Raw genomic sequence first — 12,842 nt, forward strand, 5'->3', positions numbered from 1 at the left:
TCGCCGCGGCCCACGGCAGTCTGCGGAAAATCATCCGCGCCGAGAACCACGGCAGGCAAGATGATGTCTGGAACAAGGGAACCATCGCACTTTCCGGCCGCTGCGCGAGTCGAAGCAGAGGGAGAATACCGAGTGAGCACTCCACGCAAAACACCCCCACACTTTCGCCACTTACACACGAGTGGAACACGGCACGGAACACGGCAAAGGGGTGGCCGCAATTCCTGGAAGCCGTGCATGTTGACGGACTGCGGGGATGGAACGGTGAGACCGTAGAATTCAGATTCCCAGTCGTTGCAGTTGCTGGCGAAAACGGGGCTGGAAAGAGCACTGTCCTCAAAGTTGCAGCTGCCGCTTATGTGGCAAACCAAGAGGACGGATTGACTTTCTACCCGGACGACTTCTTTCCTAATACGCCATGGGAAAGCGTCGAAGGCGTTGCCTTGGGCTACCAGATCAGGCGCGGAAATTCCGTCACCAACCTAGCCTTGAGGAAGCCCACCAAGCGATGGCGTGGAATGCCTGACAGATTTCGGCGCCCCGTATTCTTTCTCGACATCAGCCGCACACAACCCATCAACACTCTAGTCGGCTATGGAAAGATCGCTAAGGAGCTGAATTTCCCTGGGGATATCACTCCATTTAGCGAGTCTGACCGGGCGCTGCTATCTCGGATCATGAACAAGTCGTACACTGCGAGCGGTATGGCGAAGTACGAAAACAAGCAGGTCGGAGTCAAGGGCTCAGCGTCGCCTGATGGCAGAACTGTTCGCCATCTCGAAAGAGAGGAAGATTCAATTCATTCTGTCCACCCACTCGGCCACCATTCTTGAACAACTGCCGACTGAGGCTCGCGTCTACATTCAGGCTCAGCGCAAGGGGCCGCGAAACATCATCTATGGAGTGACTCCAGAGTTCGCTATGTCACTCATGGATGATGTTGACCATCCAGAGCTCACGCTATATTGCGAGGACGAGCAGGCACAGACTCTCACTGACGCATTGATCTCCCAGGAGATGCCTGAAATCAGGAACCGAGTGGCAGTGATACCGGTGGGTGCTGCTTCCACAGTGAAAACACTCGGGGAGCTGGCATCGAAAGATAAGCTCCCCAATCGGTCGCTCGGAATTCTCGATGGAGATCAGGAGAAGAGCGCAGGCTGCATTCTACTCCCAGGCACCCAGGCGCCCGAGAAAGAGGTCTTCAGCGCCCTTGATGAACCGGCGTGGGAGAAGGTTGCCAATCGCCTCGATGTCAGATTTGCTGATCTACTAGAAGCCGTCGACGACGCACGCCAGATCGTCAACCACCATGCGTGGGCTCGCAAGGTAGCAGAACGACTTGGCCCGCGAGTTCGCATTGGACGGGTTTGGGAAGACATCGCCTCGGTGTGGTCCAAGGAAGTAGTCGATCCAGTCGAGCGATCAGCGTTCGTCGAGGCGATCTTCCAGAATCTGATCAAGTGACCGGGTGCGCGCCTAAGCGTGATCGCGTTCGGGCGCGCCAGCCAAGGCGTCGGCTCGTCATCTTGCCGGCCTACATGGCAACACTGAGCTTCTTCGATGTGGCCACCGATCGGGTGACGGTCCGTGAAGCGAAACGAGCGAGGCCCCCGGGCTGTTGATCGAGATGTCTGATGTCTCAATTACGTTGCTCGGGGGACTCGTTGGTCGTCCATCCTGCCGCAATCGACCTGCCGCACGCACTCGTGGAGTGGGTCACCATGCTGATCGTCACCCGTGAGGGCGACCGGCGCTGCAAGCTCCGTCCGTCCCAGCGCGCGATGGTGGCACTGGTGTACCTGCGCGAGCACACCACTTTGGCGAAGATCGCCGCCGGGTTCGGGATCAGCGAGTCCACCGCCCATGCCTACATCAGCGCGGTCGTCGACCTGCTCGCCGCGCGTGCGCCGGGTCTGCTGAGGACGCTGCGCGAGCATGATCCCGACTTCGTCCTGCTCGACGGAACCCTCGCCGAGTGCGACCGGGTCGGCGACGGCCGGGCCGACTACTCCCACAAGCACCGGCGCCACGGCGTGAACGTGCAGGTCGTCACCGATCCCGGCGGCCGGCTGCTGTGGCTCTCGCCCGCCCTGCCGGGCCGCACTCACGACCTGACCGCCGCCCGCACCCACCGGATCATCCGCATCTGCGAGCGCCAGGGCGTTCCCATCCTGGCCGATCTCGCCTACCAGGGCGCCGGTCCGTGGCTGACCACGGGCATCAAACGCAGGCCCCTGCAGGAACTGACCCCCACTGAGAAGACCCGCAACCGTGCCCTGGCCGCCACACGGGCACCCGTCGAACGCGGCGTCGCCCGCCTGAAGTCCTGGCGGATCTTCCGCAGGTCCCGATGCAGTCCCAACCGCATGACGTCAATCGCCAAGGCCGTCCTCACACTGGAGCTGCAACGCTGAAGAAGCTCAGTGATGAATTCGGAGGCCGGTCGGAAGCAGCGGACAGGCCGCCGGCCGCCGGAGGGATTTCCGGCGGCCGGCGGCCCGTTGAAGGGCTGGGGAACGGTGTCCTCGGCGCGGGTCCCTGTCAGGACTCGCAGGGAAGGTTGACGATGCGGACGGTGTACGCCGAGGAGACCCAGCGGTTGGTGCCCACCTTGCGGAAACCGTTGGTGGTGGACGCCGATGCGAGGATCGTGGAGCCGTTGGCGTAGGACCCGACGACCGAGTAGCCGGTGCCGGGACCGCTGCGGATCAGCAGACCGCCGCTGGCGTTGACCTTGTAGTAGCACTGGGTGGCGAGCGCACCGGCCGGCGCGAGCTCCACGGCCGCGCCCGTCGTCCGGGCGGGTGCGGCGGCCTGGGCCGTGAGACCGCCGCCGAGGAGCGCGGCGGCGGACAGGGCCGCCACGGCCGCCGTGCGGGCGGCGGAGCGACGCGGTGACATGGTGCGGCGTGCTGCTGTGACCCTCATGGAATCGATTCCCCTTGCGTCGTCGGTTCTGGGTGCGGAACACGTACGTAGGAGCAGGCCCGGGCCGGCCGAGCGGTGTCACCGCTCAAAGACACCGGAGCCGCGCACGACGTTAGCGCCATCGGGGCGAAATCAGCCGCCTGATACACGAGAACTCCCCAACCGGAACGGGGGAAGTGGCCCGTTCCGGTTGGGGAGTCCGTAAGACGCTGAATCAACGTAATTGAGACGTCAGACATCTCGATCAACAGCCCGGGGGCCTCGCTCGTTTCGCTTCACGGACCGTCACCCGATCGGTGGCCACATCGAAGAAGCTCACTGCTCGGAATCCTGCTCACCACGGCGGAGCGCCGCCTGTGCAACGGGAGGCAGTCATGACCGAACGCGACGTCATACTCAACGAAGTTGTCCAAGGGCTGCGCCCGATGGCACAGGGCATCGAATGGTTCGACACACTGGGTCCCGAGGAACAGTCCGAGACTCTGCTGTTTCTGCGTGCGCCGTCGCCGAAGATGGATCGGAGAGTATCCGCCGCTCCTGGCTGCGCCCGACGCATACACCCGCAGTACTAATCACGCGCAGCCGGATCGGCCAGCAACTGGGGAAGACATCCTCGCTCACGCCGCTCGGAGAACACCGCAAGGCGTTCCGTCTGGTCATCGCGGTACTCGCGATCGCAGACGAACGGCGCAGCGAGCGCTTCCACTCCGGCGGATGCGGTCACTGGTGGCACAGGCTGACCGTCGCTGACTGATTGCGTGCGAACCATCCGCACCCATCTGAAACAGAGGCACTCCTGTGATCGCCATAGATGGCCGTACGGGCCGCCTACGGCGATCCGTCACAGATCATCTCGACGATTCTTACGGTCATATGCCCGATGAAGGTGCAGACAGCGCGTAACTGGGGATAACCAGGGCGAGACGAAGGGAGTACTGATGAAAGAGAAGTCCCTGAAACAACTCCTCGAAGAGGCCCGCCACCAGATCGAGGTCACCGACGACGAGCTCGCCGAGGCAAAACGCCGAAGACAGCTTCTCGCCAGCGCACTTGGACGCGCCTTCCCCGGATCAACCATCTACTTCAACGGCAGCGTCGCCCACGGGGACGCCAACACCCCCCTGACCGATGTCGACCTCGGCGCCAAGCTGAGCCCGGAAGACGCGCAGGGATTCGGACCCGATGGCGACGATGCGCTCCCCCTGATGGAGCGCGCGCGGGACGCGGTACGGGAGGATCTGGCCGACGAATTCCCCAAGCTCACCGTAGAAGTCGCGGGTCGACGACGAGCCGTGCTCGTACGCTTCGGCGACCCGGTGAGCGCCAGCCAACCGGACTTCACAGCCGACGTGATGACCGCGATCCCGCACCCTTCCGGCAAGGGCCTCTTCATCCCCAACATGGAGATCGCCGACAGGTGGGACCGGGCCGACCCGATCACGCATACCGGGATGGTACTGGAAGCCATCGACAGAACAGAGAACACGTTCGCCCGGACGGTGCGACTGCTGAAGCACTGGAACTGCACCCACAGCAAGCCGCTCTGCTCCTGGAACATCAAAGCGCTCGCGCTGGAGTGCATCACGACGCCGATGCCGCTGGCCGAGGCACTCCAAGCCTTCTTCGCCCACGCGACCCAAGAGCTCAAATCCGGGCCGACTGACGACCCGGCCGGTGTCGCCGGCCTCATCCCGCTCAACCTGCCGATCGGCGAAGTCCGCAAACGACTCGACACAGCCCGGGAATACGTCGACCTCGCCATAGAGCACGAGGCCGAGAACCGACCGCTGAGCGCCCAGCACGTCCTGAGCCGGGTCTTCCCCGAGATCGTCCCGGATGCGGACCCCACTCAGGAGGAGGCCACCCGGCTCCGTCGGGACGTGATCCTCACCGGGAGTGCAGCATCCGGACTCGGGCTGGTGGTCCCGCGAGTCACCCCCACCCGGGCCTGGGCGCCGTAGAGATGGGGATCTGGTACGGGGTTCAGCCTGCCTGGTGGGCCCCACTGGAACGGGACGCTCGGCATCGTTTCGGCGACGTCCTCCGGCATGCGTACGGCAGCGGTCGGCTCACCTATCGGTTGAGCGGACTCGACGTGATCGGCGAACCGACTCCTGTGTCAGTGACCGTCCGCTTCTTCGACGAGCCGTGCTACCCCACGTTCGGGCAGCGCCCTCAGGACTTCCCGCGGGTCTACGCGAAGCCCGGCGCTGCATCAAAGCACCGACACGACACCGACGACGCTCTGTGCCTCTGGCAGCCGTACGATCCTGAGGAACGGCGGTGGACCAGCTCGAAGGGCCTCCTCGACCTGTTCGAGATCGTCCGGACCCACTTGTTCATGGAGCACTGGTGGCGCCTCACCGGCGGAGACGACGGGGGCGAATGGCTCATCGAGGACGCACCACACGGCCTGCCGGGGAGTAACACGTGGGCACCGTCGTCATCATCTCGGCCGCGCCGCAGGCGGGCAGCTGGACGTGGGCCCAGACCACCGCTCTGATCGTCCCCGCCATCGCACTGGTCGGCGTCTACATCACCTTCGCCCTCAACCAGCGTGCAGCACGGCGTGAACGCCGCTCCAAGACGTTCGCAGAAGCGCTGACGGCGGTCGAGGAATATCTGGAGATGCCGTACCGCATCCGTCGCCGGCCGGCCTCACCAGACGCCCGACGGGAGCTGACCGACGATGCCAGCTCCCTTCTCGCCCGCATGGCTTTCCACCACGCCTGGCTCCAGATCGAAGCCTCGGCGGTCGCCGAACCGTACGCCGCCCTCGTCGCCGCCGCGCGCTCCGAGGCTGGCGTTCACATGAGCGAGGCATGGCAACAGCCACCGATCGACACAGACAGCGGCATGAACCTCGGCAGCGCCTACCCTCGCGACCGCTCGATTGCGGCCCGAGCTGCCTGTATCCAGGCGATGCGCCGACACCTCTGACGAAAGTTCCAGCCATAGCGCGCAGGCATGCAAGTTCGATGACAGTGACCGCAGTACTGGCGTAGGTCACTCCGGATCTGTTTCCCGTCCGGATTGGTCAGCCGACCTGGACACCAAAATGAGGAATCACGATGGACACGCCGCAGAATCCGAGGTCACAGCTGCGGCATTGGTCAGAGGATTCTGGACCCTACATGTGGTGCGCCGACGTCACGTTCAGCCGAGCAGGGCGTAGACCGTGGAGGCCTTGGCCGCCGGCTCCCCCGCGCCGTCGGGGGTCATCGTGATGTCGGCGAAGGCCATCCGCTTGCCGAGCTTGGTGATCCGTACGTCGATCAGCACGTCGGCGGCGATCACCGGCCGCTGGAAGCTGGTGGACTGCTGAACGGTGGTCATCGGGCCGTACGCGCCGCGCGCGGCGGAGATCGCGATGACGGTCGCGGTGTCCGCGGCGGCCATCAGGGCCTGTCCGGACAGGCCGCCGCCGTCCCGGGCCAGCGCGTCGGACCAGGGCAGCCGCAGTACGGCGTGCCGCTCGCCCGTCTCCTGGACGGTGAGGCCGAGGGCGAGTACCCAAGGGGCGAAGTTGTCGCTGAGGATCTTGTCCGCGTCTACCGGTGTCAGGGTCACCCGGAAAGTGTGGCGGCCCGCCCCGGCCGCCACAACTCCCCGGACCGGTCAGAGGGTTGCGGCCAGTTCCGTGCCCTGGCGGATGGCGCGCTTGGCATCCAGCTCCGCGGCGACGTCCGCGCCGCCGATCAGGTGGGCGTCCACGCCGGCCGCGCGCAGTGCCTCGTACAGGTCGCGGCGCGGCTCCTGCCCGGTGCAGAGGACGACGGTGTCGGCGGGGACGAGCCGCTGCTCGCCGCCGACGGTGATGTACAGGCCCTCGTCGTCGATGCGGTCGTATGCCGCGCCCGCGACGGAGACGACCCCGCGGTGCTTGAGCTCCGCGCGGTGGATCCAGCCGGTGGTGGTGCCGAGGCCGGCGCCGACCTTGGTGGCCTTGCGCTGGAGCAGGTGGACCTGGCGCGGCGGCACGGGGCGCTCGGGGGCGGCGAGCCCGCCGGGGCCGGTGTACGAGGTGTCGACGCCCCAGTGGCGGAAGTAGACCTCGGGGTCCTGGGAGGCGCCTTCGCCGCTGTCGGTGAGGAACTCGGCGACGTCGAAGCCGATGCCGCCGGCGCCGAGGACGGCCACGCGCTCGCCGACGGGGGCGCCGTCGCGCAGTACGTCGAGGTAGGTGACCACGTTGGCGTGGTCCACGCCCTCGATGTCGGGGGTGCGGGGGGTGACGCCGGTGGCGACGACCACCTCGTCGTAGCCCTGGAGGGTCTCCACGTCGGCGCGGGTGTTCAGCCGGACGTCGATGGCGTGGGCGGCGAGCTGGGTGCCGAAGTAGCGGATGGTCTCCTCGAACTCCTCCTTGCCCGGGATGCGGCGGGCGATGTCGAGCTGGCCGCCGATGTGCCCGGAGGCCTCGAAGAGGGTGACGGCGTGGCCGCGTTCGGCGGCGGAGACGGCGCAGGCGAGTCCAGCCGGGCCGGCGCCGACGACGGCGACGCGCTTCTTCAACTGCGTGGGCGAGAGCACGAGTTCGGTCTCGTGGCAGGCGCGCGGGTTGACCAGGCAGCTGGTGATCTTGCCGCTGAAGGTGTGATCGAGGCAGGCCTGGTTGCAGCCGATGCAGGTGTTGATGGTCTCGGAGCGGCCGGCGGCGGCCTTGGCGACGAAGTCGGCGTCGGCGAGGAAGGGCCGGGCGAGCGAGACCAGGTCGGCGCGGCCGTCGGCGAGCAGCTCCTCGGCGATCTCGGGGGTGTTGATGCGGTTGCTGGTGACGAGGGGGACGGAGACCGCGCCCATCAGCCGCTTGGTGACCCAGGTGTAGGCGCCGCGCGGGACCGAGGTGGCGATGGTGGGGATGCGGGCCTCGTGCCAGCCGATGCCGGTGTTGATGATGGTGGCGCCGGCGGCCTCGATCTCCTTGGCGAGGTGGACGACCTCGTCGAGGGTGGAGCCGCCGGGGATCAGGTCGAGCATCGAGAGGCGGTAGATGAGGATGAAGTCCTCGCCGACGGCCGCGCGGGTCCGGCGGACGATCTCCAGCGGGAAGCGCACGCGGTTCTCGTACGCGCCGCCCCAGCGGTCGGTGCGCCGGTTGGTGGCGGCGGCGATGAACTCGTTGATCAGGTAGCCCTCGGAGCCCATGATCTCGACGCCGTCGTAGCCCGCGAGCTTGGCGAGGCGGGCGGCGCGGACGAAGTCCTCGACGGTGCGCTCGACCTCGATGTCGGTGAGCTCGTTGGGGACGAAGGGGCTGATGGGGGCCTGGAGGGCGCTGGGGGCGACCAGGTCCTTGTGGTAGGCGTAGCGGCCGAAGTGGAGGATCTGCATCGCGATCCTCCCGCCCTCGGCGTGCACGGCCTCGGTGATCACCCGGTGCTCGGCGGCCTCGTCCTCGGTGGTGAGGCGGGAGCCTCCCTCGAAGGGGCGGCCGGCGTCGTTGGGGGCGATGCCGCCGGTGACGATCAGGCCGGCGCCGCCGCGGGCGCGCTCGGCGTAGAAGGCGGCGAGGCGCTCGAAGCCGCCCTCGTGCTCTTCCAGGCCGGTGTGCATCGAGCCCATGATCACGCGGTTCGGCAGGGTCGTGAAGCCGAGGTCCAGGGGGCTCAGCAGGTGCGGGTACCGGCTCTGGGACATGGGGGGCGCCTCCTCGCGCGGGGGTGATGCCCCTGTTCTAGCGAGGCGCGGGAGGTTTTGCAACTAAGTGCATAACCCGGCGCGGGGCGGTCCGGGCGCGATCGGGGGCGCTTCGGACCTGGAACCCCGGGCCGGAACCCCGGACTCAGGGTCCCGGGCCGGTGCGGCGCGGCGGGCGGCTGTGGCGCACTTCACGCCCCGCGGCGGGCGCGGGGCGTAGTGCCGTAGTGCCGTAATGCCGCCGCCGGTTCGGTCTCCCGCTGTGCCCGGAGACCGAACCGGCGGCTGCCGGCGTCAGCCCCGGCGGAGGCGGATCGTGACGATCTGGAAGGGGCGCAGGGTCAGGGGAATCGCACCGTTCCGTGTGAGGGCCCCGACGGCCGAGCCCTCCAGCGGGCGTTCCAGCAGGTCGCTCTCGACCGCCTCCGCGACCGGGAAGCCCGCCGCCAGGGTGGCCCCGGCCCGCCCGCCGCGCGATTCGTAGAGGCGCACGATCACGTCGCCGCCGCCGTCCTCGGCCAGCTTGACCGCTTCGACCACCACCGCGTCGTCGTCCACCGCCACCAGGGGGGCGACCGGGCCCGCGCCCGGCACCACGCGCTCGGGCAGGTTCAGCGCGTGGCCCTCGCGCACCGCGTCCGCGATCGTCGCGCCCGGCGCGAGCGAGTAGCGCAGGGTGTGGCTGCCCTGGTCGGTCTCCGGGTCCGGGTAGCGCGGGGCCCGCAGGAGCGAGAGCCGCACCGTGGTGGTCTGGCCGCCGTCGGCCCGCACGTCCCGCGTCACGTCATGGCCGTACGTGGAGTCGTTGAGCACCGCGACCCCCCACCCCGGCTCCTCCGCGTGGATCCACCGGTGGGCGCAGATCTCGAACTTGGCCGCCTCCCAGGAGGTGTTGGTGTGCGTGGCCCGGTAGACGTGCCCGAACTGGGTCTCGGAGGCCGACCGTTCGGCCTTCACGTCCAGCGGGAAGGCCGCCTTGAGCAGTTTCTCCGTCTCGTGCCAGTCCACCTCGGTGACGATGTCGACCGTCTTGGCCCCGGCCCGCAGGGTGATCGACTGCACCACGCTGGAGGAGCCGAAGGAGCGGCTCACGCGTACCGTCGCCTCCTCCGGGCCGAGTTCCACGACCTCCAGCGCGTCCAGACCGACCAGGTCGGTGACCTTGTTGCGGTAGAACGCGTCGATGTCCCAGGCGTCCCACATGTTCGGGAAGTCCGGGTGGATCTGCAGCAGGTTCGCGGCCCCGCCCGGGGCCACCGACTCGCGGCCCGCCTCCAGGTCGTACGCCGAGACGATCAGCCCCCGGCCGTCGATCTCCACCAGCAGCCGCCCGTTGGCGAGGGTCTGCCCGCCTCCGTGCCGCTCCTCCAGGGTGACCGGCTGTCCGGCGGCCACCGGACGGCCCGCGCCGCCGGCCGGGATGCCGCGCCGGGCGTGCGGGGCGCAGTTGAAGACCAGCTCCTCCCTGCCCTCCCCGGCGAGCGCCAGCTGCGCGGCGAGGGTGATCCCGCGCAGCTCCTCCCGTACCTTCGCGTACGTCGCGCGGGCCTCGCGGTGCACCCAGGCGATGGAGGAGCCGGGCAGGATGTCGTGGAACTGGTGCAGCAGCACCGTCTTCCAGATCCGCTCCAGGTCCTCGTACGGGTATCCGTACCCCGGTACCCGCACCGCGGCCGTGGCCGCCCACAGCTCGGCCTCGCGCAGCAGCGACTCGCTCCGCCGGTTGCCCTGCTTGGTCTTGGCCTGGGAGGTGTACGTGCCGCGGTGCAGCTCCAGGTAGAGCTCGCCGGCCCACACGGGCGCGTCCTCGTACTCGGCGTGGGCCTTCTCGAAGAAGGCGTCGGGCCGCTCGATCTCGACGCGCGGGGAGCCTTCGAGGTCCCGCTGGCGCCTGGCCCGGGCGAGCATCTCGCGCGTGGGGCCGCCACCGCCGTCCCCCCAGCCGAAGGGGACGAGCGAGCGCGATCCCCGGCCCTTCTCCTGGTAGTTGCGGGCGGCGTGCGCCAACTGGGCGCCTCCGAGGTCGGAGTTGTAGGTGTCCACGGGCGGGAAGTGGGTGAAGACACGCGTGCCGTCGATGCCCTCCCACCAGAAAGTGTGGTGCGGGAACTTGTTGACCTGGGACCAGCAGATCTTCTGGGTCAGGAACCACTTGGCGCCGGACAGCTTCACGATCTGCGGCATCGCCGCGGTGTACCCGAAGGAGTCGGGCAGCCACACGTTGCGTGGTTCGATGCCGAATTCGTCCATGAGGAACTTCTTGCCGTACAGGAACTGGCGGGCCATGGCCTCGCCGCCGACCATGTTGGTGTCGGACTCCACCCACATGCCGCCGACCGGCACGAACTGGCCGTCCGCGACCTTCTTCTTGACCCGCTCGAAGAGCTCGGGCCGGTACGTCTTGATCCAGTCGAGCTGCTGCGCCTGCGACATGGCGAAGAGGAACTCGGGATGCTCGTCCATCAGGGCGACCATGTTGGACGCGGTACGGGAGACCTTGCGCACGGTCTCCCGCAGCGGCCACAGCCAGGCGGAGTCGATGTGGGCGTGGCCGACCGCGCTGATCCGGTGCGCGGAGGCGTTGGCGGGGGCCGCGAGCACCCCGGCGAGCCGCGCGCGGGCGACGGCCGCCGTGCCGGCGACGTCGTCCAGGTCCACCTCGTCGAGCGACGCGTCGATGGCGCGCAGGATCTCGTGGCGCCGGGCGTCGTCCCGCGAGAGCTGCGTCATCAGGTCGTAGAGCACTTCGAGGTCCTGGACGAGTTCCCAGACCTCGGTCTCGAAGACGGTGAGGTCCATCCGGGCGAGCCGGTAGAGGGGCTGGTCGCCGCTGGTCCGCCGGTCCCCCTCGTACGTGGCCGAGTGGTCCACCAGGATCGGGTTGGCCGCGCCCTCCACGTACCACTCGATCCGCTCGCCGCCCCGCGCGGAGTCGGCGACGCGCACCCAGTCGTTGTACGGGTTGAGTGCCTTGATCTCGCCGCCGTCGGCGCGATGGACCAGGCCCTCGCACTGGAAGCCGGGCATCATCCGGTCGAAGCCGAGGTCGAGGACGGCTTCGACGGTGCGGCCGGCCCAGTCGGACGGGACGGCGCCGGTGACCTTGAACCAGGTGGTGCCCCACGCCGGGCCCCACATGTCGCCGATCGCGCAGGGCCCGTACGGGGCGGCCAGGCCTTCGGTGACCGGGACGGGTTCGCCCGGGGCGTCCCACCGCTCGATGGCCAGGGGGACCGGGCGGGAGTGGACGGCGGGCTTGATCCGTTCGCCCAGGACGCGGCGGAGGCGGTGTTCGGTGATGCTGCGGTCGTCATGCATGACGGCTGCTCCAGGGGAGGGGTTGTCGTATGACGGGCCAGGCGTGCGGTTCGGGAGGGGCTCAGGTCTTGACCGCTCCCTCCCCCACGCCCTTGAAGAAATATCGCTGGAGGGCGAAGAAGAGCAGCATCATCGGGAAGAGCGCGGCCATCGCCCCGGCGGCGATCAGCCGCTGGTCGTTGACGGTCGTGGCGCCGGCCAGCGTCTTCAGGCCGAGCTGCAGGGTGTAGTGGTCGCTGTTGGTGAGGACCAGCAGGGGCCAGAGGAAGTCGTCCCAGGCGCCCATGAAGCTGGTGATGCAGACGACGGCCAGGGCGCCCTTGGCGGCCGGGAGGAACACCCGGGTGAAACGGGTCCACTCGTTGGCCCCGTCCAGGACCGCCGCCTCCTCGATCTCCCCGGGCACGGCCAGGAAGGCCGCCCTCATGATCATGATGTTGAGGACGGAGACCGCGCCGGGCAGCCAGACACCGATGAGCGTGTCGACCAGGCCCATCTCGCGGACGGTCAGGAACATCGAGATCATCACGGACTCGAAGGGGAACATCAGCGTCGCGACCAGCACGGTGAAGACGGTCTTGCGGCCCTTCCAGGCGGCCCGGGAGAGCGCGTATCCGCCCATCGCCGCGAACAGCAGGTTCGAGGCGATGGCGAGGACCGCCACCGTCAGGGTATTGCCGACGTACTGGAGCAGCGGGAACGAGTCGGCGACCCGGACGTAGTTGTCGAGGGTGGGCCGCGAGGGCAGCACCCCGTCGTACACGTTCTCCGTCCGGCCGCGGATCGAGGTCAGGAACTGCCAGACGATCGGGCCGAGCATGACCACGAGCATCAGGGTCAGCGTGGCGTACCGGCCGACCAGGCCGAGCCGACGGCGCCTGAGGTCGGCCCGGGCGCCGCCATCCCCAGCGCGGTGGGACACAGCGCGCTGGGACACGGTGCGGCGGGACACG

10 protein-coding genes and 1 pseudogene are annotated in these 12,842 nt (G+C 68.1%); 6 read left to right on the forward strand and 5 right to left on the reverse strand.

The window, feature by feature from the left end; all coding sequences use genetic code 11:
- Nucleotides 1-233: 233 nt before the first annotated feature.
- From MTF65_RS30675 to MTF65_RS06060, 3 genes are all read left to right on the forward strand, one after another.
- Nucleotides 234-833, forward strand: coding sequence for an AAA family ATPase (locus tag MTF65_RS30675; RefSeq protein ID WP_374207164.1), 600 nt, complete (start codon nt 234-236; stop codon nt 831-833).
- Entirely contained in the window at nt 757-1,467 is a 711-nt protein-coding gene (locus MTF65_RS06055) for a hypothetical protein (protein WP_243627136.1), read from the forward strand. The genes MTF65_RS30675 and MTF65_RS06055 overlap by 77 nt, the downstream gene beginning before the upstream one ends.
- Nucleotides 1,468-1,667: 200 nt before the next feature.
- On the forward strand, nt 1,668-2,417 hold the full coding sequence (locus MTF65_RS06060) for a transposase (RefSeq protein ID WP_243627137.1): 750 nt from the start codon (nt 1,668-1,670) through the stop codon (nt 2,415-2,417).
- A gap of 127 nt (nt 2,418-2,544) precedes the next feature.
- Here MTF65_RS06060 and MTF65_RS06065 read toward each other — a convergent pair whose 3' ends face one another.
- Nucleotides 2,545-2,931 carry an SH3 domain-containing protein gene (locus MTF65_RS06065; protein WP_243627138.1) on the reverse strand — a complete coding sequence of 129 codons (387 nt, stop codon included), beginning with the start codon at nt 2,929-2,931 and terminating at the stop codon, nt 2,545-2,547.
- A 425-nt stretch (nt 2,932-3,356) separates the two neighbouring features.
- On the opposite strand from MTF65_RS06065, the pseudogene MTF65_RS06070 reads away from it, so the two are divergent.
- The 3 genes and pseudogenes from MTF65_RS06070 to MTF65_RS06080 all read left to right on the forward strand — a co-directional run bounded on the left by MTF65_RS06070 (nt 3,357) and on the right by MTF65_RS06080 (nt 5,871).
- Nucleotides 3,357-3,685, forward strand: a pseudogene (locus MTF65_RS06070) (DUF5958 family protein).
- Between the two features lie 184 nt (nt 3,686-3,869).
- Nucleotides 3,870-4,892 (forward strand): hypothetical protein, encoded by a 1,023-nt coding sequence (locus tag MTF65_RS06075; protein WP_243627139.1) that lies wholly within the window; start codon nt 3,870-3,872, stop codon nt 4,890-4,892.
- Nucleotides 4,893-5,361: 469 nt separating this feature from the next.
- The gene (locus tag MTF65_RS06080; RefSeq protein ID WP_243627140.1) at nt 5,362-5,871 is read left to right on the forward strand and encodes a hypothetical protein; all 510 of its coding nucleotides are present in this window, start codon (nt 5,362-5,364) and stop codon (nt 5,869-5,871) included.
- Nucleotides 5,872-6,087: 216 nt separating this feature from the next.
- On the opposite strand, the gene MTF65_RS06085 is transcribed toward MTF65_RS06080, so the two are convergent.
- From MTF65_RS06085 to MTF65_RS06100, 4 genes are all read right to left on the reverse strand, one after another.
- Nucleotides 6,088-6,501, reverse strand: coding sequence for a PaaI family thioesterase (locus tag MTF65_RS06085; protein ID WP_243627141.1), 414 nt, complete (start codon nt 6,499-6,501; stop codon nt 6,088-6,090).
- A 48-nt stretch (nt 6,502-6,549) separates the two neighbouring features.
- Entirely contained in the window at nt 6,550-8,571 is a 2,022-nt protein-coding gene (locus MTF65_RS06090) for an FAD-dependent oxidoreductase (protein WP_243627142.1), read from the reverse strand.
- A 294-nt stretch (nt 8,572-8,865) separates the two neighbouring features.
- Nucleotides 8,866-11,889 carry a glycoside hydrolase family 38 C-terminal domain-containing protein gene (locus MTF65_RS06095; RefSeq protein WP_243627143.1) on the reverse strand — a complete coding sequence of 1,008 codons (3,024 nt, stop codon included), beginning with the start codon at nt 11,887-11,889 and terminating at the stop codon, nt 8,866-8,868.
- A 61-nt stretch (nt 11,890-11,950) separates the two neighbouring features.
- Nucleotides 11,951-12,841 (reverse strand): carbohydrate ABC transporter permease, encoded by an 891-nt coding sequence (locus tag MTF65_RS06100; protein WP_243627348.1) that lies wholly within the window; start codon nt 12,839-12,841, stop codon nt 11,951-11,953.
- Nucleotide 12,842 lies beyond the last annotated feature (1 nt).

Origin of the sequence: Streptomyces sp. APSN-46.1 (assembly GCF_022815725.1) — a bacterium.
Lineage (GTDB): Bacteria > Actinomycetota > Actinomycetes > Streptomycetales > Streptomycetaceae > Streptomyces.